Raw genomic sequence first — 23,376 nt, forward strand, 5'->3', positions numbered from 1 at the left:
TTCCGGTCAGCTCCAGCACGTCCGCGAGTGTTGCATAGATTGGCGGGATGCGCACCGACCCGATCGCGACCTGGACAACGGCGGCGACCCTCGCCGTGGCCCTCCTGACCGGCTGCTCGTCGGGGTCGGAGGGCACGGATGCACAGCCCTCCGGTCAGTCGTCGACGCAGGCCTCCCCGAGCGCGACGCCGACCACGGAGACGCACACCGCCGACCCCGGTCAGGTGGGCGTCTCGGCAGCCGGGGTGACCACCGCGGTGGGCGCCGCGGCGACGTCGACCGAGGAGGAGTACTCCAAGGCCTGCGCCGCGGCCAAGACGTGGATGCAGGGCAAGGGTGGCGACCTCAAGGCCCAGTTCGAGCCGTACCTGGCAGATCTGCAGTCGACGGACTCGGCCACGCCCGGGACCTTCGGCCTGCCGTGGTCGCAATTGCCGCCGGACCGCCAGTCCGCAGTAATCGTCGCGGCGGAGGCCGCCGCCGACGACCTCTGCGGCTGATCCGTCCCTTTAAATCACGGCCAGCGGAAGGCCACCGAGATGCCGCCCGAAGCGGAGGACCCGTACCCACTCTCCCCGTCTCAGCAGACGGCGTGGCTGGAGTACATGCGCGTCCACCACCGTCTCGAATACGAGATGAACCGGCACCTGCAGACGGACTGCGGGATGTCGATGGGCGACTACACGGTGCTCAATGCCCTCTCGCACGCACCGGGCCATCGCATGCAGCTGACGGCGCTCGCCACCACGATCGGGTGGGAGCGCAGCCGGCTGTCCCACCACCTGCTCCGCATGGCGCGGCGCGACCTCGTCACACGCGCCGCGTCCGAGACCGACGGCCGCGGTACCGACGTCGTCCTGGGCGCCGCGGGGTGGGAGCGCCTTCGCGAGGCGGCTCCCGTGCATGCGGCGTGGGTCAGGCGGAGCTTCTTCTCCGACACGGATCAGGCGCAGGAGGATGCCCTCGCCGCCATTCTCGCCACGGTGTACGAGAACCTGCTGCGCGAGGGCACCCTGCCGCGCCCGGACGTGCTCTGACCAACTAGACCTGGTTGGAGCCGCCGTCGACGAACACCTCGGAACCGGTCATGAAGCTGCTCGAGTCCGAGAGGAGAAACGCCACGGCCGCGGCGATCTCCTCCGGTGCACCCACGCGCTTCTGCACGACGTCGGCGGCCTGCTCGTCGAGCAGCGCCTGCCGCTGATCGGCGGGCACGAGTTCGACGAGCCCGGGCGTCTCGGTGGGGCCGGGCACGACGGTGTTGACCCGGATTCCCCGGTCGGCGAGTTCCGCGGCCCAGGTCCGGCCCAGCGAGCGGACCGCAGCCTTGGACGCGGCGTAGGCGCCGAACGCCGGCACACCCCTGGTGGCGGCGGTCGAGCCCGCGAGGACGATCGATGCGCCGGGATTCAGTAGCGGCAGCACCTTCTGCACCGTGAAGACGGTGCCACCGACGTTGCGGTTCAACGTATCCGCGAGATGCTCGGGCGTCTCGTCCTCGAGGGTCGCGAACTCGCCGCCGCCCGCATTGGTGAAGAGCCCGTCGAGTCCGTTGCCGCGTGCCGCGATCTGCTCGACGAGGTGGTCGAGATCCTCGAGGACGGTGATGTCGCTGCGCACCCCGGTGACCCCGTCACCCAGTGTCGCCGCGGCCTCGTCGACCCTGGCCTGGGTGCGTCCGGTGACGAAGACGTGTGCGCCCTCGTCGATCAGGCGTCGCGCCGTGGCGAGTCCGATGCCGGACGTACCGCCGGTCACCAGGATCGTCTTGTCGTTCAGTGTTCCCATGACGGTCTCCTTCGTTGGTTGGTCCGCTCAGCACAACTAGGTGACATGTCACGTTATTCCGCGACGCCGCCCCCGGAATGCCGAGACCACCGGCGACACAGAACATTTAGCCGATCTAGATGTAGTGGCGTGAATCACAAACCGGGTTATGCTGTGTCCCGCATCACTCTTTGAGAGGACCGAAAGATGTTTGGATCGCAGGACGAGGGGTTACAGCCCAAGACCGCGCTGCCCCCCGCTGCCGGCGGATCCATCAGCGGCATGCGCGTGCTGATGGGCCTGCTGCTGCTGCTCATCGCCGTCGCCGCGATCTCCGGAGTGGTGGTCGCGCTCACCAGCGGTCAGCCCACGGTCGCCTTCATCATCGGCCTCGTCGCCGTCGCCTTCTTCAGCCGCATCGGCTGCTGAGCCGGACCTACCTGACACCCAGGAACGTCGCGACGCGTCCTGCCTCGCGACGTCCCTGCTCGCGTCCGGCTCGCGCCGACGGAACCCGGCACGCCGGATCGAGCGGGTTCGGGCCGAATGCCTCGAGTGACGCATCCGAGGCGAACACCGCGAGAGCGCTGCCCCCGAAGCCGGCGACCTCACGCGCTGCGCCCCCTCCGAACGGGGACGGTGCGTCTGCCCCCGCGGGCACCAGCGCGACGATCGCGTCGCAGTCGGCCGCCACTCCCACGTTGACCGAGCTGCCGACGCCGCCATCCATGTAACGCCGCCCGCCGATGGTGACCGGCGGCCAGGCACCGGGGACCGCGCAGCTGGCGGCCACCGCGTCGACGAGGCCGACGCCGGAGCGCGAGTCGAACACCACCAGCTCACCCGTCGCGACGTCGATGGCCGTCACCCGCACCGTCCGGTCGGACCACTCGTGCGACGGCAGTCGATGCTCGATCACCGAGCGCCGCAACGCTTCTGGGACCGTGTCGATGGAGACGGCGATCTCCCCGATCCGTCGCAGCTTGTCGGCGTCGCCGGCATTCGGGTCGAGCATCGCATCGACGAACAGTTCGGTGATGGCCGCGATGTCGACGCCGGAGTCGATCTCGTGGGACTGCTCGGCCACCTGCCGCTCGAACAACTCCTCCAGTGGGACGCCGCTGCCCAGCTGGGCCGCGACCGTCGATCCCGCCGACGTCCCGACCAGGACGTCGGACGCCACCAGTGCCGCCGCCACGTCGGGCGCCTCGTCGGCGATGCCGCACAGGATCCCGGTCTCCCAGGCGATGCCCGCCAGTCCGCCGCCTGCCAGTACGAGTCCGCGTGTGGTCACGGGGAACCAGTGTGCCAAAGCCGCCACCGCCGATGGCTCCGCCGGGCACTCGGCAGCCGATTCCACGACGGGCCGAAAGCCCGCCACCGGCGCGGTGCGACAATGACGACGACGGTGTCCGGGTCCATCCGGACACGCGACGGACGGAGCGACATGCCTGACACGATGCGCGCGCAGAGGTTCTACTCGGACACCAGAACGATTGCGGTGGAGGACGTTCCGATCCCTGAACCCGGGCCTGGCGAGGTCCTCGTCAAGGTGGCGTTCTGCGGCATCTGCCACTCCGACCTCAGCCTCATCAACGGCACGTTCCCCTCGCAGCTGCCGGTCGTGACGCAGGGACACGAGACGTCCGGAACCGTCGCGAAGCTCGGACCCGGGGTGACCGGGTGGACCGAGGGCGACCGCGTCGTGGTCGCCGCGGGCAAGCCGTGCCTGTCCTGCCCGAACTGCATGCGCGGCGACCTGTCGAACTGTCTGCGGATCCAGCTGATGGCGTTCGCCTACGACGGCGGCTGGGCCGAGTACACCGTCGCGCAGGCCTTCGGACTCACCCGGGTTCCCGACAACGTGCCGCTGGAGCAGGCCGCGATCCTCGCCGACGCGGTGTCGACGCCGTTCGGTGCCGTCGTCCGGACCGCGGCGGTCGGCGTGGGCGAGTCGGTCGGCGTCTGGGGCGTCGGAGGACTGGGCACGCACATGGTGCAGTTGGCACGGCTGGTCGGGGCGGCGCCCATCATCGCCGTGGACGTGAAGCCCGCCATCCTCGAGCGGGCCCTCGCCGTCGGCGCCGACTACGCCTTCGATGCGCGCGACGACGACCTCGCCGCGAAGATCGCCGAGGCGACCGGTGGCCGCAACCTGGACGTCGCGTTCGACGCGGTCGGCATCAAGTCGACGTTCGAGCAGGCCCTCAACAGCCTGACCGTGGGCGGCCGCATGGTCGGTGTCGGCATGAGCGCCGACACTCCGGACATCGGCCCCACCGCCTTCTTCAACCTGTTCAAGCGCCAGGTGCTGGGCCACCTCGGCTACCAGAACGCCGACATCGGCACGCTCGCCACGCTCGTCTCGCGCGGCCGGCTGGACCTGTCCCGGTCCATCAGCGCGATCGTGCCGCTCGAGGACGTGGCCGCGGGCATCGACAAGCTCGACCGTGCCGACGGCGACCCGATCCGGATCCTGGTGCAGCCGTAGCAGATTGCCCACACACGCCGAACTGGAGAGTCACGTCGCCATCGCCGACGACCAACGACGTGACTCTCCGGTTCGGCGGACGCGTGGCGACCGCTAGCGCAGGTGCGGGGCGGCCTTCCCGCTGATCAGCGGCAGGTCGAGGTAGGTGGCGATGCCCGGCGCAGCGGCGCACACCGCGGGGATCGAGTTGACGCAGTGCGCCGCGGTCGCGACGATCCCGTTGTTGCTCTCGAGGCCCTCGTCGACGCTCTCGGGCTGGAATCCCTTGATGGTCACGGCGAAGTCCGGGTTGCCCTTGGCCTCCATCTCGTAGCGCTCCCCGGCCGGGCCGAACGTCCACGGCGGGTCCAGGTGCTCCTGACCCATGAACCAGTTCACGGTGACGCGGACGACCACCTCGTCACCGACGAGCGCCTCCCAGTGGAACTTCCGCGCGGCGACCTGGCCGGGCTCGATCGCGCCGATCGGGGACGCGATGGGCGCGGTGGCGACGGCGATCTCCTGGGTGGCGCGGATCCGAGGGTCGGCCGCGAAGCCCACGGTGTCGACGATCATCTTGACGGACTGGATGAATCCGCCGTCGAGGAGCTTCTGCATCGGTCCCCTCAGCGCCTTCTCCGGGGTGTCGCCGAAGCCCATCACGTGCCGCACGACGTCGGGTGCGTCGTAGGTGCGCAGATCCGAGAACTCCTCGGCACGAACGAATGTCACACCGGTGGACATGATCGACATCATCAGCGGGAACTTGTCGCTGATGCCGCCCGGCGCGATTCCGGTGCCGTGCAGGGTGACGCCACCCTCCTCGGCGGCGGTGCGCAGCGGGCCGGACTCCGTGGCGCCCGGGTAGAACCAGCCGACGGGCGTGACGACGTTCTTTCCCGAGCGCAGCAGCGCTGCGACCTCGGCGGGGTCGGGCATCAGCGGGGAGTAGAGGACGGCGTCGGCCTCGAGGGCGAGGATGTCCTCGACGCTGGTGGTCGCCGTGACGCCGGTCGGTTCGAGGCCGACGAGTTCGCCGACGTCCCTGCCGCCCTTGGCCTTCGAGTGCACCCAGCATCCGACGAGTTCGAGGTCGGGATGCTCGAGCACTCCCCTGATGGCTGCCACCCCCACGCCACCGGTCGCCCACTGCACCACCCGCAACGCCATCGATGACACTCCTCTCGCAGCGCCGACGGGCGCTGAACTAGAACACGTTCTACTCAAGATCTACACCACGGGACGGCGCCGGGGCGCACAATCGGAAGCGATGGTTCTCGACTTCGGGGTACTCGGGCCGCTGCAGATCACGGCCGACGGCGCACCGTTGCCCCTGGGCACGCCCAAGCAGCGGGCGGTCCTCGCCGTGCTCGTCATGAATCGCAATCGCCCGGTCGCCGCCGAGTCGCTGGTCCACGCCGCCTGGGAGCAGTTCCCGCCGCCGGAGCCGAAGGCCAGCCTGCACTCCTACGTCTCCAACCTGCGGCGGCTCCTGGCGGGAGCAGGTCTCGACGCCAAGAGCGCCCTGGCCGGCGCTCCACCCGGCTACCGGCTCGCCGTGCCCGACGCCTCGTGCGACATCGGGCGATTCGTCGCCTTCAAGAACGCCGGCGTACAGGCCGCCGCCGCCGGCCAGTTCGAGCAGGCCAGCCGTCTCCTTCGGGACGCACTGTCGCAGTGGCGCGGCCCGGTCCTCGAGGACCTGCGCGACTTCGACTTCGTCGCCCCCTTCGCCGTCGCCCTCGTCGAGGACAAGGTGGTGGTGCACACCGCCCGGGCCGAGGCCGAGATCGCCTGCAACCGCGGCCACGGCGTGATCGGCGACCTGGAGTCGCTCGTCGCCGAGCATCCCTACCGAGAACCGCTGTGGGCGAAGCTGATTGCCGCGTACTACCTGGCGGAGCGGCAGTCCGACGCCCTCGACGCCCATCAGCGCCTCAAGCGCACGCTCGCCGACGACCTCGGCATCGATCCAGGCCCGACCATCCGCGCGCTGCATCAGCGCATCCTCCGCCAGGAGCCGCTGAACGCGCGAAAGACGGCACAGACCACGGCCGTTCACCAGGTGGCGGGCATCGACCTGCGGACCTCAGTCGAGGACCAGACCGCCCCTGCGTCGTTGCGGGCCGTAGCGGGCGTCAACGCGGGTCGGGTCTTCCCACTGACCGCCGCGGCCACCAGGATCGGACGGCTCCCGGACAACGACATCGTGCTCGACGACGCGAACGTCAGCCGCCATCACGCGGTCGTCATCGACACCGGCACCAGCTTCGTGATCACCGACCTGCGCTCGGCCAACGGCGTCGACGTCGAGCGCCAGCGCATCCGTGGCACGGCGACCCTCGACGACGGCGACCTGATCCGCGTCTGCGCCCACGAGTTCGTGCTCGACGTCGGCCGATCTTGATCGCTTGATTTTGCCCGTAGGGCCGCTCAGCAGGCACTAGGGTGTTAGCTGGCTCGGTCGACGAGCGTTACGGTGCCCACGCCCGAGGAGACGCGCACATGAGCGAGCCCACGTCGCGGGAAGGCACCCAGTTCGGCCCGTACCGCCTCCTGCGGCTGATCGGCAAGGGCGGCATGGGCGAGGTCTACGAGGCGGAGGACACCGTCAAGGACCGCGTCGTCGCACTGAAGTTGCTGCCGGAGGGCGTGTCTCACGATCCGGTGTTCCGCAAGCGCCTGCAGCGCGAGGCCCACTCCGCCGGCCGCCTCCAGGAACCCCACGTCGTCCCGATCCACGACTACGGCGAGGTCGACGGGACCCTCTTCGTCGACATGCGGATGATCAACGGCGCCGATCTGCGCAAGCTGCTCAAGAACTTCGGGCCGATGACGCCTGCCCGCGCCGTCGCCATCGTGCGCCAGATCGCCTCCGCGCTGGACGCCGCACACGAGAGCGGGATCATGCACCGCGACGTGAAACCCGAGAACATCCTCATCACCAGGGACGACTTCGCCTACCTCGTCGACTTCGGCATCGCGAACGCCGCCAGCGACGAGAAACTGACCGAACTCGGTACGGCCGTGGGCACGTACGCCTACATGGCACCGGAGCGCTTCACCAACGACGAGGTCACCTACCGTGCCGACGTCTACGCGCTGGCCTGCGTCCTCTACGAGTGCCTGGCCGGGTCGCAACCCTATGCGGGCGACAGCGTCAGCGTGGTGATCACCGCCCACCTCATGCAGCCGATCCCACGGCCCAGCGTCGAACGTCCCGGCATCCCCACCGCGTTCGACGCGGTGATCGCGCGCGGCATGGCGAAGAAGCCCGGTGAGCGGTACGCGTCGGCCGGCGACCTCGCGATGGCTGCCACCGAGGCGTTGACCGCCCGGGACCAGGACCAGGCGGAGACCATCCTGCAGCGCGGCGAAGCCGCCACGATGCTCGGACCCACCCCGCTACCGGCCGGCCCGCCTCCGGTCGCACCGTACGGCGCGACCCCCGGCCCGTACCCGGCCGCCACGCCACCACCGGTCCCCTACGGCGCCACCCCGGGACCGTTCCCGGCCGCGCCACCACCACCGCCGGGCGCGACTCCCGGCGCGTTCCCCGCCACGCCCGCCGCCTACGGATTCGCATCGGGACCGACCGGCGGCCCGCCGGCCTGGGGCCCGCCGGGAGGGCCACCCCCGCCGCCCGGCGCGCCACCGCCGAAGGACCCGACCGGCAAGAAGGTGCCGCGGATCCCGATCGCCGCGGTCAGCGGGGTCGTCGTTCTCGCCCTCGCCGCCATCGGCGTCTTCCTGGCCACCGACTCCGACGACTCCCCGTCGGGTCCCTCGACGCTCACGGCGGCCAGCACCACCAAGAAGTCGACCCCCGAGCGGTCGGCGCCGTCGCGCACCCGTACTCCCACGACGGAACCCGACAACCCGGACTCCTTCGGATCGACGTTGATGGCGCTCGTCCCGTCGGGCTACCCGGACAGCGTCTGCGAGGTGACCTCGCCGCCCGTCACCGGTGCGCTCGCCACCGTCGACTGCGGGGTGTCCACCCAGCCCGGCGGTCCGCAGACCGCCCGCTACTCGCTGTTCGCCACCCTGGATCAGCTCACCCAGGCATTCAACGAGTCGATCGCGTCGAACGACGAACTCTTCCGCTGCCCGTCCGCCGAACTCGATTCGCCGGCCGAGTGGAACTACAAGCGCTCCCCCGACGTCGTGGCCGGTCAGGTGGCATGCGGCACCTACCAGGGCAACGCCGACGTGATGTGGACCCAGAACGACGACCTGCTCCTCGCCGACGTGCAGGGCCCCACCATCGACGACCTGCACACCTGGTGGCTCGAGTACAGCTGAGGCCGAGAAGCCTCCGAGAATTCGACCCCGAGGATTCGACCCCAAGGATTCGACAAGGATCCGTCAAGCGCCTGGCCCGAGAGTGACGTCAGTCCGGAACCGTCCGGATCCCAGTCACCGGGAGCATCGATGGCCACTCACCTCTTCCGCACCGTCGCCGCGACCGCCGTCGCAGTGGGCGCCCTCGGCGCGGCCGTCCTGGGCACCGCGGGCACCGCGGGCGCACTGCGCTCGGTGGACGACGCCTTCCTCACCGACATCACCAGCGAGGGCATCGGGTTCGACGAGCCCGCGTCCGCGATCTCGAACGCGCACTACGTGTGCGCGGCCCTCGACGACGGCGTCTCCCTGCCCGAACTCGGCGCGGACATCCTGACCAACACCGACCTCACCCGGCGACAGGCGGCGGTGTTCGTCGTGTCCGCGGTGGACAACTACTGCCCGGAGTACACCGACCTCTTCACCTGACGTGCTCGCGGTATGTTGCAGAACACGCAACGTCGCGAAGGGAGAGTCATGCCAAAGGCCAACAATCGGGTGTTCGTCGTCGGAGTCGGGATGACGAAGTTCGAGAAGCCCGGCCGCCGTGAGGGCTGGGACTACCCGCAGATGGCCAAGGAGTCCGGCACCAAGGCACTCGAGGACGCCGGCATCGCCTACTCCGAAGTCGAGCAGGGCTTCGTCGGCTACTGCTCGGGCGACTCGACGTCCGGCCAGCGGGCGCTGTACGAGCTGGGGATGACCGGCATCCCGATCGTCAACGTCAACAACAACTGCTCGACGGGATCCACGGCGCTCTACCTTGCCGCACAGTCGATCCGGGGTGGGCTGGCCGACTGCGTCATCGCCCTGGGCTTCGAGAAGATGCAGCCGGGCGCACTGAGCGGCGGCGCCGAGGACCGGGAGTCACCCCTGGGCAACCACATCAAGGCCCTCGCCGCGATCGACGAGTTCGCCTTCCCCGTGGCGCCGTGGATGTTCGGGGCGGCCGGACGAGAGCACATGAAGAAGTACGGCACCACGGCCGAGCACTTCGCGAAGATCGGCCACAAGAACCACAAGCACTCGGTGAACAACCCGTACGCGCAGTTCCAGAAGGAGTACTCGCTCGACGACATCCTGTCCGCTCGGATGATCTCCGACCCGCTGACCAAGCTGCAGTGCTCGCCGACCTCCGACGGATCGGGCGCGGCCATCGTGGTGAGCGAGGACTACGTCAGCCGCCACGGACTCGCCGAGCAGGCCGTCGAGATCGTCGGGCAGGCGATGACCACCGACTTCGCCAGCACCTTCGACGGCAGCGCCGCGAACGTCATCGGCTACGACATGAACGTCCAAGCGTCGCAACGGGTCTACGACCAATCGGGTCTCGGGCCCGACGACTTCCAGGTGATCGAGCTGCACGACTGCTTCAGCGCCAACGAGCTGCTGCTGTACGAGGCGCTCGGCCTCTGCGGCGAGGGCGAGGCGCCCGGGCTCATCGACGACGGCGACACCACCTACGGCGGCCGGTGGGTCGTCAACCCCTCGGGCGGGCTGATCTCCAAGGGCCACCCGCTCGGCGCCACGGGCCTGGCGCAGTGCGCGGAGCTGACGTGGCAGCTACGCGGCACCGCCGACAAGCGTCAGGTCGACGGCGTCACCGCGGCCCTGCAGCACAACATCGGCCTCGGCGGGGCGGCCGTCGTCACCGCCTACCAGCGCGCCACCCGCTAGCCCCTTCTCTGCGCCGAACGTCGCTTACCGCCACGGCATTTCGCGAGAAGCGTGACGCGGCACGACACTCGGCGGGGAGGGTCAGTGGCGGTTCTCCGTCGACGTGCTGGGATCCTCGCCGCGCGTCAGCGGCGGGACGTGCTCGATCGCGCCGGCCACCCGGGCCAGTACTCCACTGACCCGGCCGCCGACCGCGGCGCCTCGGGACCACCGGCTGCGCGCCAGCCGGTCGAGGTGGTCTCGACTGCGGTCGATGAGCGTCAGCGGCAGCGCGGCGACGGCGTTGCCGGGTGGACGCCGCGCAACGACCGGGTGGGGCCGGGTCGGCGCCGTCCGCCGCACCGCCTCCCACGCCACCCCGAGGGCGGCCAGCGTTCGCGGCGAGGCGACGGCCTGCAGTTGGGGGAAGAGCCGGTCCTCCTCGTCGCGGACGTCCTCGCGCAGCAGGGTGACGATGCGCGTCCACAGCGCGTGGTGCTCGGCCGAGTCGGGTGCCAGCGTCTCGAGTTCGGTGAACAGCTCGTTGATCTCCTGGTGCTCGCGTTCGATCTCGAGCGTCAGCGCCTCGCCGTCGGGCACCATCTTGCGCAGGGCCGGCCAGAGCACCGACTCCTCGGCGAAGGCATGCGGAAACACCAGGCGGCACAACCGGTTCAGCAGTTCCCGACGGTGCGCACCCGTCGACCCGTCGATGGCGTGCAGCAACCGGTCGAGTTCGACGTGGTCGCGTTTCTGGCGAACGAGCACGCTCAGCGAGCCACCGAGTTCGGACTCATTCTGTTGGGCCAGGGATCGAGTCATCGGGCCCCCCTTCCTGTGGTCACGCGATGCCCGCCCATCGCCCACCCAATCCCTCCGATTACCGAAGGACCATCCCCAATGCGAAATACCGCTTCTCGCAATGGAATCTTCGTCGGCGGCCGTTTCCCGGCACCTCCCTCGGGTAGCGCGTACCGGACCGCACGACCGAGTCTCGATGGGAGTAAGCGATGTTCCGCCATACCGACTACATGCAGTTCGACGTCAAACCGGAGAAGCCGGATCCCGTGTACGCGCGCAAGCTGCAGGAGCTGCTCGGAGGCGCGTACGGCGAGATGACCGTGACGATGCAGTACCTGATGCAGGGCTGGAACTGTCGCATGAAGGGGAAGTACAAGGACCTCATCATGGACATCGCGACCGAGGAGATCGGCCACGTCGAGATGATCGCGACGATGATCGCCCGACTGCTGGAGAGTGCTCCCGCCACCGATTCCACCAAGAATGCGCTGGGCGATCCGGTCGTCGCCGCGGTCATGGGCGGCATGGACCCGCAGCACGCCATCGTCTCCGGCGGCGCTCCGACGCTCTCGGACAGCCAGGGGTCACCGTGGAACGGCAAGTTCATCGTGGCGTCGGGCAACCTGCTGGCCGACTTCCGCGCCAACGTCGCGGCCGAATCGCAGGGCCGCGTGCAGACCGCGCGCCTGTGGCACATGACCGACGACCCGGGCGTCAAGGCGATGCTGAAGTTCAACCTCGCGCGTGACACCTACCACCAGAACATGCGGCTCGCGGCCATCGAGGAACTGCAGGCCGACGGACTGGAGGACGTCGTGGCACCGAACGACCTGATGGACGAGGAGTTCGAGGAGCACGCCAGCACGCTGTGGCACCTGTCCGACGGGACCGAGTCCGACAAGGGACGGTGGGCCAACGGCCCGCTGCCCGACGGCCGGCACACCGGAAAGTTCCTCGCCGATCCGCAACCCCTGGGCGATCGTCAGTCCGGCCCACCGCCGGACCCGAAGCTCTACTGCACCTACGACGGTGGCATGGGCGAGCCGCGGACGCCGTCCTTCGGCACGGAGAAGGGCGTGATGGGCAAGCTGAAGGACGCGGTCGACCCCGACAAGACCTGAGTCGCACGACGGCGGGTGCCGGTCCATCCGAGGATGGGCCGGCACCTTCGTCTACGCCAGGCGCATCAGGGCAGTCCGCGGTTCGGCGTCTGCTGCGCGACGCCGTGCCGCAGCGGCGTATTCGGTTCTGCTGCTGTGGATTCCTGGACGGGCGAGCCGCCGGACGACGACTGCCCACTCGGCGCGTTCATGGGGTTGCCCGGCGAGGGTTCCGCGCCGCCCTCCAGCTCTCGCTGCCGGGCCTCGAGTATCTCGAGCACCGGCACGCGGGCGGCGTGGCCGGCCTCGTAGGTGAGCACCGTCAGCAGTTGGTCCGCGTCGAGCGAGCGGATCCGGCTACGTAGGTCGCCGATCGACATCGCGTCGTAGTCGGGCAGGGGTAGTTCGGTGTTCGTCATGGCTCATCGACCTCTCTCGTCACGTCATCGACCACCTGGAACAGCGAGTCCCCGTCCTCGGGGGCGCCGTCGATCTGACCGTGGTGCACTCCCGGGTCGGCGGGCGCCACGTCGGACCCGTCGATCACCCCGCTCTCCCGCTCCTCGGCGTCCGCGAGATTGACGTCGTCGGGCGTGACGTCGGGGACCTCTTCGGCCAGGCGCTGGTCGAGCGACTCGCCCTCGCGCTCCTCCTCGGCGCTCATGCCGTTCTTGGTGACGCCGCTCCAGTCCTCCGGCGGGTCGACCACTTCGTCGCCGTCGGCGTTGAGGACCTCGTCGGAGTCGGTGGACTCCATCGGGCTCAGCATGTCCTCTGCGCCACCCAGGTCGTTGGCGGAGGTGTCCACGTCATCGGTACTCATGCCGTACACGTAGCCGTCCGGCGGATTGTTAAACGGTCGCCTGGGTATGCCCTGCTCATGAGCAGACCTGATTCAGTCGGCGGTCCGGGCGACAACGACGCCGACGCCGATCCCGACATGGTGAAGTCGACCACCGAGCAGTCCGATCAGGCAGAGGGATCGGACGACGACGCCGAGACCGGGGGTTAGACGCCGAGCGCACGCTTGACGTACGCATCGCCCGAGTGCGCCCGCCACGAAGCGTGCGCTCGGCGACCTAGATCGTGATGACCTCGTACTCGCCGTCGGCGTGCCGGGCCCGGATGGTCTTCTTGTCGTACTTGCCCACACTGGTGCGCGGCACCTGATCGACGAACGTCCACCGCTCGGGCAGCCACCAGCGAACCACCTTGTCGGCGAGGAACTCTCGCAGCTCAGCCGGCGTGGCCTGCGCGCCCTCCTCGAGCACGACAGCGGCCAGCGGACGTTCCTGCCACCTTTCGTCCGGGACGGCGACGACGGCCGCCTCGAGCACCGCCGGGTGGGCTATCAGGTGGTTCTCCAGCTCCACCGAGGAGATCCACTCGCCGCCGGACTTGATCACGTCCTTCGCCCGGTCGGTCAGGGTCACGTAGCCGGCCGGGTCGACGCGGCCGACGTCGCCGGTCCGCAGCCAGCCGTCGTCGAACTTGGACTCGTCGTGGCCACGGTAGTACGAGCCGGTGATCCACGGACCGCGGACCTCGATCTCGCCGACGGCCTTCCCGTCGTGCGGCTGCTGGTCACCCGCCTCGTCGACGATGCGCACCTCCACCCCGCACACGACCTTGCCCTGGGTGACGCGCAGCGCCCAGTGCTCGGCACCCGTCGTGCTCCGGTGCGCGTGGGCCAGGGTCGCCAGCGGTGACGTCTCCGTCATCCCCCACCCCTGGATGATCTTCACGCCGTGGTCGCGCTCGAAGGCCTGCATCATCGACAGCGGCACGGCAGACCCACCGCACGTGACCAGTCGCAGCGAGGAGATGTCCCGGCCGGGCGTCTTGGCGAGGCAGTGGATGACGTCGTTCCAGATCGTGGGCACCGCGCACGACACCGTCGGCCGCTGCGAGGCGATGAGATCGATCAGCGACGGCGCGTCCAGGAAGCGGTCCGGCAGTACCAGGTCCGCACCCGCCATCAATGCGGCGTACGGCAGTCCCCACGCGTTGGCGTGGAACATCGGCACGATCGGCAGCGCAGAGTCGTCGAAGCCGAGCCCCATGCCGTTCGCGCTGCACACCATCGTCGAGTGGAGGTAACTCGAACGATGGCTGTACGCAACGCCCTTCGGGTTGCCCGTCGTGCCGCTGGTGTAGCACATCGCCGCGGCGTCGGTCTCGACCAGGTCGGGCCACTCGAAGTCCGGGGACAGTCCGTCGAGCAGTTCGTCGTAGCGCAGCACGGTGAGTCCGGACGCCGTCCACGGCTCCAGGTCCCCCTCCCCGACCGCAATGACGGTGTGGACGGTCTCGAGCAGCGGCAGCACCGGCGCCAGCTGCGCCGTCAGCGACAGGTCGGCCACGATCACCGAGTCCTCGGCCTCGTTCGCGATGAAGGCGATCTGCTCCGCCGAGAGACGGATGTTGAGGGTGTGCAGCACCGCACCCATCGACGGCGCCGCCAGGTACACCGCGAGGTGCTCGGCGTTGTTCCACATGAACGTCGCGACCCGCTGGTCACCGGTGATGCCGAGGCCGCGCAACGCGTTGGCGAGCCGGCCCACCTGCTCGCCGAGTTCGCGGTAGGTGATGGTGCGGTAGCGGCCGTCGCCGACGGCGGTGGTGACGGTGCGGTCGCCGTTCACCCCGGTGGCGTGGCGCAGGATCGTCGTGACCGTCAGGGGGAAGTCCTGCATCGTGCTGTGCATCTCGATCGCCTTCGATTCGATGTCGCCGTCGGTGTGCGCGATGGTAGTGCCGGGCGTCGGTGATGTCGGTCATTCGGGCACCGGGGCGGAAACGAATTCGCCGGTGAGCGCGATGTAGATGGTGGAATCAATTCACGCAAGACCAGAAGGGGGCGCGGCATGCGTCCATCACTCACACTCGCCACACTCGTCGCAGCCACCGCCGCCGTGTTCGTCGGACCGGCCGCCATCGCCCATGCCGAGGAGACGCCGCAGCAGACGATCAGCCGGCTGCAGAACTCGGGCTACACCGTCAACGTCGACCGGGTCGGCAGCGGATCGCTGAACGACTGCGTCGTGACCGGCGTGCGCAACCCGCAGACCGTCACCGAGTACGTCCGCGTCTACGACGGCCGCAACTCCGACGGCAGCATCGACTGGGACCTGGTGCCCGTCGTCAAGAGCAAGTCCATCTCGGTGTCCCTGAATTGCTCGTGACCCGACCGACTAGGGAATGATGATCACGACACGACGGGAGGCGCTCATGCGCAACAAGTGGATCCTCGCCGCGGCGGCAGCCGGATTCTGCGGCGCCCTCGCGGCTCCTGTGGGACTGGCGTCCGCTCAGGAATCGGCGACCGACGTCATCTCGCGACTGCAGTCGCAGGGGTACACGGTCACGCTCGACAAGATCGGTAGCGCGCCGATCGACCAGTGCGTGGTCACCAGTGTGCGCAACCCGCAGACCACGTCCCAGCTGGTGCCCTACGTCGGTCCCGGGCTGGGCGGCGACGACAGCCGAATCCTCGTCCCCCAGGTGACGAGCCAGACGGTCTCGGTGTCACTGAACTGCACGCGCTGACCGATCGACGACGAAACTACGGTTGCTGACGGATTTCCGGAGAAATCGATCGACAACCGTAGTCTCGACGCGTTCCCGTACTACGTGCGCGCGGGCAGCTTATCCGGTGTCTCGATCTCACCGGGTGCACCGTGGTCGTAGTCGACCATCGTCTGCTCGTTGAACGGATCCTCACCTCGCAACACCAGGTCGACACGGTCCTTGTCGATCGTGTGGGTCCAGGACCCGACCAGGATCGTCGCGACGGCGTTGCCCGAGAAGTTGGTCAGCGCACGGGCTTCCGACATGAACCGGTCGATGCCGACGATCAGGCCGACGCCGTCGAGCAGATCGGGACGGTGTGCCTGCAGGCCGCCGGCCAGCGTGGCCAGACCCGCACCGGTGACACCGGCGGCACCCTTCGAGGCGACGATCATGAACACCAGCAGGCCGATCTGCTCGCCCACCGTCAGCGGGTCGCCGAGCGCACCGGCGATGAACAGCGACGCCATCGTCAGGTAGATCGCGGTGCCGTCGAGGTTGAAGGAGTAACCGGTCGGCACCACGACGCCGACGGTGGTGCGCTCGACGCCGAGGTGCTCCATCTTGGCGATGAGGCGGGGCAGCGCGGACTCCGACGAAGACGTCGACACGATCAGCAGGTATTCGCGAGCCAGGTATCGGACCAGCTTGAAGATCGACACGTGGGCGACCAGGCGCAGGATCGTGCCCAGGATGCCGAACACGAAGATGACGCACGTGATGTAGAAACCGAGCATCAGGCCCAGCAGCTGCGTCACCGCGGTCCAGCCGGTCTGACCGACGACGTTGGCGATGGCGCCGAAGGCACCGATCGGGGCCAGCCACAGGATCATGACCAGGACCTTGAACACCAGCTTCTGCAGCGAGGCGATGGCCCGCAGCGCCGGCTCGCCCGCGGTGCCCATGCCCTGCAGCGCGAACCCGACGAGCAGTGCGATGAACAGCGCCTGCAGCACGCTGCCCTCGGTCAACGAGGAGAACAGCGTCTCGGGGATGATGCCCTGCACGAAGTCGAGCAGACCGCCGGACTCGTGCGCGGTCTCGGCGTACTCGGCACCCTTGGCCGCCGCACTCTCCGAGAGCTGCAGACCGCTTCCCGGATGCAGGATGTTGCCGACGACCAGGCCGATGGCCAGTGCGAACGTCGACATCACCAGGAAGTAGACGAAGGCTAGGCCGCCGACCTTGCCGACGGTGGCGGCCTTGCGGACCGAGCCGATGCCCAGCACGATCGTGCAGAAGATGACCGGCGCGATCATCATCTTGATGAGGTCGACGAACATCGTGCCGAGGATGCCGAGACTCTTGCCGACGCCGGGAGCCGTGAGGCCCACGATCACGCCGGCGATGACGGCGATGATGACGGCGATGTACAGCCAGTGCGTCTTGTCCCGCTTCTTCTTCGGCTCGTCGGGCGGGGCTACCGCGTCCAGCTGATTGGCCATGGGGTGGTTCTCCTTCGGCTCGGGGCACGTTCTCGTGGTCTGCAAGGATGATGTTCTCCCACGTGACCCAGGTCACGCTTTAGTTCATTTAGTTCGGCCGTGACGGCGGAGGTGCGATGCGCAGCTGGTGGCGTCTGCTGTGGCGTCGTTCGAGGCCCAGCTCGCTGGCCGGCCAGGCGATCGCGCTGCAGGTCGCGGTCATCGCGGTGATCGTGCTGGCGGGTAGCGCGCTGGCGCTGGTCGACGCGCGCCGCGACGGCGAGGCCGCCGCCCGCCAGCAGGTGGTCGGCATCGCGACGGCCGTGGCGGACGCACCGTCGACCGCCGCGGCCATCGAATCGAACAGGGCCACCGAGGTGTTGCAGCCGGTGACCGAGGCCGTTCGGACGAACACCGACATCGCGTTCATCACGATCATGTCGCCGGACCGGACGAGGTACACCCACACCGACCCGCGCCAGATCGGCGGGAAGTACATCGGCACCGTCGAGCCGGCGCTGCGCGGCGAGACGTTCAGCGAGGAGTACACCGGCACCCTGGGCCCGTCCGTGCGGGCGATCGTCCCGGTGCGCGGCACCGATGGCCGCGTGGTGGGTCTGGTGTCGGCGGGCATCACGCAGCAGACGCTGGCGCAGCGGTGGCGTGAGCAGATTCCGACGATCGCCGTCGTCGCGCTCGGCGCACTGCTGCTGTCGCTGGTGGGGGTGTGGGCCATCCGGCGGCGCCTGTTCCGCCAGACACACGGGCTGCGACCGGACGAGCTGCGGGTGATGTACGAGCATCACGACGCGATCCTGCACTCGGTCTCGGAGGGGCTCGTCGTCCTCGACGGCGACCGCGTCGTCCTGGTCAACGACGAGGCCCGCCGCCTCCTCGGGCTCGGGCCGGGGCGGGTGACGCCCGGCGAACTGCCGGAGTTCCTGCGCTGCCACGAGCCCGGCGTCCGCGACGAGGTCCACGTCACCGACGAGCGGGTGCTGGTGGTGAACAGGTCACTGGTCGTCGGCGGGCCGTCGGTGTCGCGGCCGTCGGAGGTCGTCACCATCCGCGACCGGACCGAATTACAGGGCGCTCTAGGCGAGTTAAGTTCACTGCAGGTGCTGACCGACTCGTTGCGCTCGCAGGCCCACGAGGCCGCGAACAAACTGCACACCGTGATCACGATGGTGGAGATGGGCAGGCCCGAGGACGCGGTGACGTTCGCGACCGAGGAACTCGCCGTCTCGCAGCGGCTGGTCGATCGGCTGTCCGCGGACGTCGGCGAACCGGCACTGTTGGCGCTGCTGATCGGCAAGAGCGCGCAGGCCGACGAGCGCGGCATCGCGCTGACGATCACCGAGGACACGCACCTGCCGTCGTCGTCCGACCTGGTGCCCCTCTCCGCCACCGAGATGACCACGGTGCTCGGCAATCTCGTCGACAACGCGATGGATGCGTGCGACCGCGACGACCCGTGGATCGAGGTCACGGTGACCCTCGACGACGACGTCCTGCTGCTGCGGGTCGCCGACAGTGGACCCGGCATGGACGCCGAGACGTTCACCCGCGCGATGCAGCGCGGTTACTCCACGAAGTCGGGCACGGACGCCGACCAGCACGGGCTGGGGCTGGCGCTGGTCGCGCAGGTGGTGCTGCGCCATGACGGCACGCTGACCGCCGACGTCACCTACGGTTCAGTGGTGACGGTGACGGTTCCGGGCGGCGCGCGGTGACGCCCCCGTCGACGTCGTCCATCAGGGTCCTGATCGTCGAGGACGAACCGCTGATCGCCGAGGCGCATCGCACGTATCTCGAACGGCTGGAGGGCTTCTCGGCCGTCGCCGTCGTGCACACCGCGCGCGACGCGATGCAGGCGGCGGCAGAGGCGGCTGCCGGGGAGCATCCCATCGACCTGGTGCTGCTCGACCTCGGCCTCCCCGATGCCAGCGGGATCAGCCTGGCGTCGGCGCTGGCGGGCCTGCGACCCGCGCCGGACATCATCGCGATCACGTCGGAGCGCGATCTCGAGATGGTGCGCGCCGCGGTGGCGCACGGGGCGCTCGCCTACCTGTTGAAGCCGTTCACGTTCGCCGCCTTTCGCGACCGCCTGGACCGCTACCGTCGATACCGGACGGCGCTGCCGGCGGGGGTCGACGCGGCGAGCCAGGCCGAGGTCGACAGGGCGATGGCCGAACTCCGCATCGTCGACGACCGCGCCACCACCCCGAAGGGTGCGGCCCCGCAGACCAACGACGACGTCGCAAGGGCGGTGCGGGACAACCCCGACGGTCTCACGGCCGACGAGGCCGCCAAGCAGATCGGCGTCTCGCGCGTCACCGCCTGGCGCTACCTCGAGCGACTCGCCGACGACGGCACCGTCATCAGGCACACCGACTACGGCAAGGGGCGTCCGAAGACGCGTTACCAGTGGCGGTGAATCCTCCGCCTCAGGCGGGGGTGAGTTCGCGGACGGCAGCCGCAGCGCCCTCGCGGATCGGTGCGTAGAACACCGGCGCGGGCGCGGCCACGGCGTAAGAGGTCACGCGACCGTCGTAGTCGGCGACGTACACCCGGTCGACGCCGATCGCCAGGCAGGACGGCCGGGCGCCCACGACGAGGGTGTCGATGACGTCCAGAGTCGCCGTGCTGAGCACCGTCACCTGGTCGTAGTCGACGACGTAGGCGCGCGTGGCGTCCACCGACAGCGCGAGCTGCGTCGGCGTGGTCGCGACCTCGGCGCTGGCCATGATGCGGCCGGCACCCAGATCGACGACGTGGACGACGCCGCGATCGTCGATGTCGGAGGTCAGGACGTACGCCGTGTCGTCGACACCGAGTTCGAGCCCACGGATCGGCGCACCGATCTCGAGGGTGCGCTGCACCCGGCCGCTCTCGAGGTCGACGATGATCAGGCGGCTGCCGCGCGCATCGGACGTGGCGACGTAGAGGCGGCGACCCGCTGCGTCGACGCGCATCGCGTCGATCACCGTGTCGTCACCGCGGGCGACGTAGAGGGTGCGGACGCGGTCGGCGGGCACGTCGATGACGGCGACGTCGACGCCACCGTCGGCAGCCCGACCGGCGAAGATGCGCTTGCCGTCGGGGCTGGTGGTCATCGCGGTCACGCTGAACGACAGCGGGTAGGAGGCGTTGACCGCGCCCGTCCGGGTGTCGATGACGGCGACGGCGTCGTAGGCCACCGACGCGACGCCGACGTACGCCTTGTCACCGGCGACGGCGAGAGCGAACGGCTCGCGGGCGGTGAGGCCGCCCTTGACCGAGAGGTCGCGTGCGTCCAGCACGGCGACGGTGTGGTCGCCGAAGTTCGTGACCACCAGGGTGTCCCCGTCGACGGCGATGTCCGCGATCGGTCCGCGTCCGACGGATACGTCGTTCTGCAGGGTCGCGGTCGCGCTGTCCACGGTCACACCCGCGGCATGATTGGAGCCATTGGCCATCTTGTGTGGTACCTCCACCGGCATGTCGTGCACCGGCCTAGATTCGAGTGGTCTGCGCCCGTACCGGGCGCGGTCTGTAACGAGTGTAGCGACGGATACCGACGCCCCCGGGGGCCTTGACGACGGCTTTCTCGTCTCGCGCGAAAAGCTCTCAGGGATTGCTTAAGAAACTCTTCGTTACCTATTCGTTATCTTCGGTCCGCAACTCGACATCTCCTGTACATCAGTGGTTTCCGCACACTGGCAACCGGCTCGAACCGTTACTTCGAAACCCTTGGATACGCGAATTCTTAGCATTCGGGACGAAAGTGAGCGCTAAATCACAAGCCGACACGCAGCAAATGGCGGGGGCGGTGGGATGCGTCGTACCGGTGTGGCCAGAGGGACCGCCGGGACGGCGATCGGCGGACCTGACGGCACCCTCCAACCCCGCATCGGCTCCGCACGCCCAGACGGCGAATCGACGCCGATCAGTCGGTCAGGCGGTCGGCAACTCGCCGGTCGACGCGACGGTCTGCGCCACGTCGACCAGTTTGCGGTTGAGCGTCTGTGACGCCGTGGTGAGCAGCGCGAACGCATCGTCCGGCGTGATGTGCCGGGTTGCCATGAGGACGCCCTTGGCCTGGCCGATGACATCCCGGTTGGCGATGACCCGTCGGAGTTGGCTGGTGCGCTGGACGTCGGAGAGCGCGAGGGCCGCGTGGGTGGCGTAGAGGTTGGCGACGTGCCGTGCGGCGGCGCTGAACGCATCGCGCTCGCCGGCATAGAGGCTCAGTGAGCCGAGCCGGCGGTCGTCGACCCACAGCGGGACGCACAGCATCGACAGGACGCCCAGTTCGACGGCACGGTCGGCGAAGCCCGGCCAGCGCGCCTCGGTCGTCATGTCCGGAATCTTCACGGTCTGCTGATCGCGCGAGGCGTCGATGCACGGACCCGTCCCCGCCTCCTGCTGCCAGGCGTCGAGCCGCGGAGGGGCCGATCCGTGGACCACCTGCGGCACGAACTTCCCCTTGACGAAGAGGTTGAGCCCCGCGGCGTCGGTGCCGTCTATGAGGTCGACGGCGGACACCAGGATCGAGTGCAGCGTCGCCTCAACGTCGCCCTCCTCCATCCGCAGGGCGCGGCTGAGCGACTCGAGGCTGCGCCACGCGACGGCGTCGAGGTCGGCGAGACCGGCGAGGCCGTCGTCGACGGGGGCGAACGTCTGCGCAGTCGTCTCGGAACGGTCCTCGTCGGGGCGTGGGCCCGGCGCGGGGAGGATGCTCGACACGGCCCCATTCAATCAGTGCGACGGCGTGATCACCCAGTCGTCGGCTCAGGCGGGCTTGAGCCACCGCCACTGTGCGGTCAGCCAGCCGTGCGCATCCGGCAGCCGATCGGTGACCGCCCGAACGACACCTGGCCAGCACAGGTCGTCGTAGTCGTCGCCGGACAGCCACCCGCCCGGCCGAACCTTGGGCGCCCAAGCCTCGATGTCGGTGACGACGCTGTCGTAGTCGTGTCGCGCGTCGAGGTGCACCCAGGTCAGCGAGCCGTCGGCGAAGAGATCGGCCGCCCGGGGTGACGAACTCACCAGCAGGTGCACGTCGTCGGCGACGCCGCACGCGATGAGGTTGCGGTGCAGCAAACCGGCGAACGTGCCGCCACCCTCGTCGACGGCCGCTCCGTGCGCGTCCTCGTTGGCCCGTCCCTCGGCGCCGCTGCCCTGGCAGGTGTCGATGCCGATGACGGTGTAGTCGCGTCCCGACCCGGCCACGACGTCGGCCAGCGAGCACAGACTGCGTCCGAGATAGCACCCCACCTCGACGAAGGTGCTGCCCTCGGGGAAGGTGGCGACGGCGTCCTGCTGGCCCTCCCGCCAGTGGAACCAGCCGGGGATGTCCGACCAGTGGGTGACCTGGTCGGTGGTGGCGTCGTGCGATGGGGCGGTCACGTGTGGTCGCTGCCTTTCACGATCGGGATGGGATCGAATGTGCGGGAGGTGTACCCACGGTGACCGTCATTCGCTCACCGGCGCGGACGATCAGCCCGCGGCGCTCGAACTCGTCGAGCCAGCCCGGCATCGGCCAGCGTCCCCAGCGCTTCCGGAACACCGTCGCGTTGGCCACGATGTCGCGCAGGTGCTCGACGGGCGGGTCCGACACGGGATGGTGCTGGTGGTAGGCGTGCGCACCGCCCACCCAGGTCAACGCCACACCGTGGGACGCGGCCGTGGCCGCGAAGTCGGTGTCCTCGCCGCCGTAGCCCTCGTAGTCCTCGCAGAATCCGCCGATCCGCTGCCAGGTGGTGTTCGACGCCCCGAACGACAACGACCAGAACAGGTCGTGATCAGTCCCGTCCAGCAGGTCGCCGTCCGACGGGTTCGGGCGGGCGGGGTGCGGCCGCGTCGCGGCGGGCAGGTCGTCGAGCGCGTAACCGTCGGACGCCTGCGGCAGATAGGTGACGGGTCCGGCGAGGAGCGTGGGCCGGTCCACCCGTTGGTGGGCCGCGACGTACCGCTCGAGCATCGTGGCGCCCGGGATGCAGTCGACGTCGAGGAACACCAGCAGGTCGGCTCCCCGGTCCAGCGCGCGCCGGGCGCCGACGTTGCGCGCGCGGGCCAGTGGCAGAGCGTCGCCGGACCGGGCGCACGGCACCACCTCGGCGTCGGAGGGCACGTGGCGCACCACCTCGTCGTCGTCCATCGCCACGACGCACCGGACGTCCGGCGTCCGGCTGCTCGCCGCCAACCCCAGTTCCTGCATCCGCAGGTGCCGGTGGCGGCCGTGGACCACGGTGACGACCGC

General features: G+C 69.3%; 26 protein-coding genes. 14 read left to right on the forward strand and 12 right to left on the reverse strand.

Annotated elements, in window-relative coordinates; translation table 11 throughout:
* Window positions 1–47: 47 nt before the first annotated feature.
* The gene (gene lpqV, locus G6N64_RS27470; protein ID WP_163800940.1) at window positions 48–500 is read left to right on the forward strand and encodes a lipoprotein LpqV; all 453 of its coding nucleotides are present in this window, start codon (window positions 48–50) and stop codon (window positions 498–500) included.
* A gap of 39 nt (window positions 501–539) precedes the next feature.
* Complete coding sequence (locus G6N64_RS27475; protein ID WP_163800941.1) at window positions 540–1,037, forward strand: MarR family winged helix-turn-helix transcriptional regulator; 498 nt, start codon at window positions 540–542, stop codon at window positions 1,035–1,037.
* A gap of 4 nt (window positions 1,038–1,041) precedes the next feature.
* Here G6N64_RS27475 and G6N64_RS27480 read toward each other — a convergent pair whose 3' ends face one another.
* Complete coding sequence (locus G6N64_RS27480; RefSeq protein ID WP_163800942.1) at window positions 1,042–1,788, reverse strand: SDR family oxidoreductase; 747 nt, start codon at window positions 1,786–1,788, stop codon at window positions 1,042–1,044.
* A 186-nt stretch (window positions 1,789–1,974) separates the two neighbouring features.
* On the opposite strand from G6N64_RS27480, the gene G6N64_RS27485 reads away from it, so the two are divergent.
* Window positions 1,975–2,196, forward strand: a complete 222-nt coding sequence (locus G6N64_RS27485; RefSeq protein ID WP_163795001.1) for a hypothetical protein — start codon at window positions 1,975–1,977, stop codon at window positions 2,194–2,196.
* A 7-nt stretch (window positions 2,197–2,203) separates the two neighbouring features.
* Here the strand turns inward: G6N64_RS27485 and G6N64_RS27490 are convergent, their stop codons facing one another.
* Window positions 2,204–3,061, reverse strand: coding sequence for a patatin-like phospholipase family protein (locus G6N64_RS27490; RefSeq protein ID WP_246230825.1), 858 nt, complete (start codon window positions 3,059–3,061; stop codon window positions 2,204–2,206).
* Between the two features lie 153 nt (window positions 3,062–3,214).
* Between G6N64_RS27490 and G6N64_RS27495 the strand changes: the two genes are divergently transcribed.
* Window positions 3,215–4,258: a zinc-binding dehydrogenase gene (locus tag G6N64_RS27495; protein ID WP_163800943.1), complete on the forward strand. Its 1,044-nt coding sequence runs from the start codon at window positions 3,215–3,217 to the stop codon at window positions 4,256–4,258.
* A 93-nt stretch (window positions 4,259–4,351) separates the two neighbouring features.
* Here G6N64_RS27495 and G6N64_RS27500 read toward each other — a convergent pair whose 3' ends face one another.
* Complete coding sequence (locus G6N64_RS27500; protein ID WP_163800944.1) at window positions 4,352–5,407, reverse strand: NAD(P)H-dependent amine dehydrogenase family protein; 1,056 nt, start codon at window positions 5,405–5,407, stop codon at window positions 4,352–4,354.
* 100 nt (window positions 5,408–5,507) lie between these two features.
* Here G6N64_RS27500 and G6N64_RS27505 point away from each other — a divergent pair, with 100 nt between their 5' ends.
* The 4 genes from G6N64_RS27505 (at window position 5,508) to G6N64_RS27520 (ending at window position 10,258) form a co-directional block, all read left to right on the forward strand.
* On the forward strand, window positions 5,508–6,644 hold the full coding sequence (locus G6N64_RS27505; RefSeq protein ID WP_163800945.1) for a BTAD domain-containing putative transcriptional regulator: 1,137 nt from the start codon (window positions 5,508–5,510) through the stop codon (window positions 6,642–6,644).
* A 98-nt stretch (window positions 6,645–6,742) separates the two neighbouring features.
* Complete coding sequence (locus G6N64_RS27510) at window positions 6,743–8,542, forward strand: serine/threonine-protein kinase (protein ID WP_163800946.1); 1,800 nt, start codon at window positions 6,743–6,745, stop codon at window positions 8,540–8,542.
* 129 nt (window positions 8,543–8,671) lie between these two features.
* Window positions 8,672–9,010, forward strand: coding sequence for a DUF732 domain-containing protein (locus tag G6N64_RS27515; protein WP_163800947.1), 339 nt, complete (start codon window positions 8,672–8,674; stop codon window positions 9,008–9,010).
* A 48-nt stretch (window positions 9,011–9,058) separates the two neighbouring features.
* Window positions 9,059–10,258: a lipid-transfer protein gene (locus tag G6N64_RS27520; protein WP_163800948.1), complete on the forward strand. Its 1,200-nt coding sequence runs from the start codon at window positions 9,059–9,061 to the stop codon at window positions 10,256–10,258.
* 81 nt (window positions 10,259–10,339) lie between these two features.
* Here the strand turns inward: G6N64_RS27520 and G6N64_RS27525 are convergent, their stop codons facing one another.
* Window positions 10,340–11,059: a hemerythrin domain-containing protein gene (locus G6N64_RS27525; protein ID WP_163800949.1), complete on the reverse strand. Its 720-nt coding sequence runs from the start codon at window positions 11,057–11,059 to the stop codon at window positions 10,340–10,342.
* Between the two features lie 188 nt (window positions 11,060–11,247).
* Between G6N64_RS27525 and G6N64_RS27530 the strand changes: the two genes are divergently transcribed.
* The gene (locus G6N64_RS27530; RefSeq protein WP_163800950.1) at window positions 11,248–12,159 is read left to right on the forward strand and encodes a manganese catalase; all 912 of its coding nucleotides are present in this window, start codon (window positions 11,248–11,250) and stop codon (window positions 12,157–12,159) included.
* Window positions 12,160–12,224: 65 nt separating this feature from the next.
* On the opposite strand, the gene G6N64_RS27535 is transcribed toward G6N64_RS27530, so the two are convergent.
* The gene (locus G6N64_RS27535; protein WP_163800951.1) at window positions 12,225–12,557 is read right to left on the reverse strand and encodes a DUF8129 domain-containing protein; all 333 of its coding nucleotides are present in this window, start codon (window positions 12,555–12,557) and stop codon (window positions 12,225–12,227) included.
* Window positions 12,554–12,961 (reverse strand): hypothetical protein, encoded by a 408-nt coding sequence (locus G6N64_RS27540; RefSeq protein ID WP_163800952.1) that lies wholly within the window; start codon window positions 12,959–12,961, stop codon window positions 12,554–12,556. Before G6N64_RS27540 ends, G6N64_RS27535 begins: the two co-directional genes overlap by 4 nt.
* Window positions 12,962–13,018: 57 nt before the next feature.
* Here G6N64_RS27540 and G6N64_RS30560 point away from each other — a divergent pair, with 57 nt between their 5' ends.
* Window positions 13,019–13,150 (forward strand): hypothetical protein, encoded by a 132-nt coding sequence (locus tag G6N64_RS30560; protein ID WP_264002203.1) that lies wholly within the window; start codon window positions 13,019–13,021, stop codon window positions 13,148–13,150.
* A gap of 67 nt (window positions 13,151–13,217) precedes the next feature.
* On the opposite strand, the gene G6N64_RS27545 is transcribed toward G6N64_RS30560, so the two are convergent.
* Complete coding sequence (locus G6N64_RS27545; protein WP_163800953.1) at window positions 13,218–14,846, reverse strand: fatty acid--CoA ligase; 1,629 nt, start codon at window positions 14,844–14,846, stop codon at window positions 13,218–13,220.
* A gap of 159 nt (window positions 14,847–15,005) precedes the next feature.
* Between G6N64_RS27545 and G6N64_RS27550 the strand changes: the two genes are divergently transcribed.
* On the forward strand, window positions 15,006–15,323 hold the full coding sequence (locus G6N64_RS27550) for a hypothetical protein (RefSeq protein WP_163800954.1): 318 nt from the start codon (window positions 15,006–15,008) through the stop codon (window positions 15,321–15,323).
* A gap of 46 nt (window positions 15,324–15,369) precedes the next feature.
* A complete protein-coding gene (locus G6N64_RS27555) occupies window positions 15,370–15,687 on the forward strand; it encodes a hypothetical protein (protein ID WP_163800955.1) in 318 nt (105 codons plus the stop codon).
* Window positions 15,688–15,767: 80 nt separating this feature from the next.
* On the opposite strand, the gene G6N64_RS27560 is transcribed toward G6N64_RS27555, so the two are convergent.
* A complete protein-coding gene (locus tag G6N64_RS27560) occupies window positions 15,768–17,153 on the reverse strand; it encodes a cation:dicarboxylate symporter family transporter (protein ID WP_163800956.1) in 1,386 nt (461 codons plus the stop codon).
* A 116-nt stretch (window positions 17,154–17,269) separates the two neighbouring features.
* On the opposite strand from G6N64_RS27560, the gene G6N64_RS27565 reads away from it, so the two are divergent.
* Both G6N64_RS27565 and G6N64_RS27570 read left to right on the forward strand, forming a co-directional pair.
* Window positions 17,270–18,865 carry a sensor histidine kinase gene (locus tag G6N64_RS27565; protein ID WP_163800957.1) on the forward strand — a complete coding sequence of 532 codons (1,596 nt, stop codon included), beginning with the start codon at window positions 17,270–17,272 and terminating at the stop codon, window positions 18,863–18,865.
* Window positions 18,862–19,569: a response regulator gene (locus G6N64_RS27570; protein ID WP_163800958.1), complete on the forward strand. Its 708-nt coding sequence runs from the start codon at window positions 18,862–18,864 to the stop codon at window positions 19,567–19,569. The genes G6N64_RS27565 and G6N64_RS27570 overlap by 4 nt, the downstream gene beginning before the upstream one ends.
* Window positions 19,570–19,579: 10 nt before the next feature.
* Here G6N64_RS27570 and G6N64_RS27575 read toward each other — a convergent pair whose 3' ends face one another.
* The 4 genes from G6N64_RS27575 to G6N64_RS27590 form a co-directional block, all read right to left on the reverse strand.
* The gene (locus G6N64_RS27575) at window positions 19,580–20,614 is read right to left on the reverse strand and encodes an MmpL3/TtfA transport complex stabilizer (protein ID WP_409370724.1); all 1,035 of its coding nucleotides are present in this window, start codon (window positions 20,612–20,614) and stop codon (window positions 19,580–19,582) included.
* Window positions 20,615–21,068: 454 nt separating this feature from the next.
* Window positions 21,069–21,860, reverse strand: coding sequence for a GAF and ANTAR domain-containing protein (locus G6N64_RS27580; RefSeq protein ID WP_163800960.1), 792 nt, complete (start codon window positions 21,858–21,860; stop codon window positions 21,069–21,071).
* A 45-nt stretch (window positions 21,861–21,905) separates the two neighbouring features.
* On the reverse strand, window positions 21,906–22,523 hold the full coding sequence (locus G6N64_RS27585) for a class I SAM-dependent methyltransferase (RefSeq protein ID WP_163800961.1): 618 nt from the start codon (window positions 22,521–22,523) through the stop codon (window positions 21,906–21,908).
* A gap of 16 nt (window positions 22,524–22,539) precedes the next feature.
* A complete protein-coding gene (locus G6N64_RS27590; RefSeq protein WP_163802158.1) occupies window positions 22,540–23,334 on the reverse strand; it encodes a glycosyltransferase family 2 protein in 795 nt (264 codons plus the stop codon).
* Window positions 23,335–23,376 lie beyond the last annotated feature (42 nt).

The organism is Mycolicibacterium sediminis (assembly GCF_010731735.1).
GTDB lineage: Bacteria > Actinomycetota > Actinomycetes > Mycobacteriales > Mycobacteriaceae > Mycobacterium > Mycobacterium sediminis.

Excerpts from the sequence above, each read along its gene's own strand:
- G6N64_RS27555 (WP_163800955.1), top strand. The coding sequence starts at position 15,370 with ATGCGCAACAAGTGGATCCTCGCCGCGGCGGCAGCCGGATTCTGCGGC.
- lpqV (WP_163800940.1), top strand. The coding sequence starts at position 48 with ATGCGCACCGACCCGATCGCGACCTGGACAACGGCGGCGACCCTCGCC.
- G6N64_RS27495 (WP_163800943.1), top strand. The coding sequence starts at position 3,215 with ATGCCTGACACGATGCGCGCGCAGAGGTTCTACTCGGACACCAGAACG.
- G6N64_RS27500 (WP_163800944.1), bottom strand. The coding sequence starts at position 5,407 with ATGGCGTTGCGGGTGGTGCAGTGGGCGACCGGTGGCGTGGGGGTGGCA.
- G6N64_RS27510 (WP_163800946.1), top strand. The coding sequence starts at position 6,743 with ATGAGCGAGCCCACGTCGCGGGAAGGCACCCAGTTCGGCCCGTACCGC.
- G6N64_RS27545 (WP_163800953.1), bottom strand. The coding sequence starts at position 14,846 with ATGCACAGCACGATGCAGGACTTCCCCCTGACGGTCACGACGATCCTG.
- G6N64_RS27475 (WP_163800941.1), top strand. The coding sequence starts at position 540 with ATGCCGCCCGAAGCGGAGGACCCGTACCCACTCTCCCCGTCTCAGCAG.
- G6N64_RS27550 (WP_163800954.1), top strand. The coding sequence starts at position 15,006 with ATGCGTCCATCACTCACACTCGCCACACTCGTCGCAGCCACCGCCGCC.
- G6N64_RS27530 (WP_163800950.1), top strand. The coding sequence starts at position 11,248 with ATGTTCCGCCATACCGACTACATGCAGTTCGACGTCAAACCGGAGAAG.
- G6N64_RS27565 (WP_163800957.1), top strand. The coding sequence starts at position 17,270 with ATGCGCAGCTGGTGGCGTCTGCTGTGGCGTCGTTCGAGGCCCAGCTCG.
- G6N64_RS27520 (WP_163800948.1), top strand. The coding sequence starts at position 9,059 with ATGCCAAAGGCCAACAATCGGGTGTTCGTCGTCGGAGTCGGGATGACG.
- G6N64_RS30560 (WP_264002203.1), top strand. The coding sequence starts at position 13,019 with ATGAGCAGACCTGATTCAGTCGGCGGTCCGGGCGACAACGACGCCGAC.
- G6N64_RS27535 (WP_163800951.1), bottom strand. The coding sequence starts at position 12,557 with ATGACGAACACCGAACTACCCCTGCCCGACTACGACGCGATGTCGATC.
- G6N64_RS27515 (WP_163800947.1), top strand. The coding sequence starts at position 8,672 with ATGGCCACTCACCTCTTCCGCACCGTCGCCGCGACCGCCGTCGCAGTG.
- G6N64_RS27590 (WP_163802158.1), bottom strand. The coding sequence starts at position 23,334 with ATGCAGGAACTGGGGTTGGCGGCGAGCAGCCGGACGCCGGACGTCCGG.
- G6N64_RS27525 (WP_163800949.1), bottom strand. The coding sequence starts at position 11,059 with ATGACTCGATCCCTGGCCCAACAGAATGAGTCCGAACTCGGTGGCTCG.
- G6N64_RS27505 (WP_163800945.1), top strand. The coding sequence starts at position 5,508 with ATGGTTCTCGACTTCGGGGTACTCGGGCCGCTGCAGATCACGGCCGAC.
- G6N64_RS27480 (WP_163800942.1), bottom strand. The coding sequence starts at position 1,788 with ATGGGAACACTGAACGACAAGACGATCCTGGTGACCGGCGGTACGTCC.
- G6N64_RS27560 (WP_163800956.1), bottom strand. The coding sequence starts at position 17,153 with ATGGCCAATCAGCTGGACGCGGTAGCCCCGCCCGACGAGCCGAAGAAG.
- G6N64_RS27540 (WP_163800952.1), bottom strand. The coding sequence starts at position 12,961 with ATGAGTACCGATGACGTGGACACCTCCGCCAACGACCTGGGTGGCGCA.
- G6N64_RS27485 (WP_163795001.1), top strand. The coding sequence starts at position 1,975 with ATGTTTGGATCGCAGGACGAGGGGTTACAGCCCAAGACCGCGCTGCCC.
- G6N64_RS27575 (WP_409370724.1), bottom strand. The coding sequence starts at position 20,614 with ATGCCGGTGGAGGTACCACACAAGATGGCCAATGGCTCCAATCATGCC.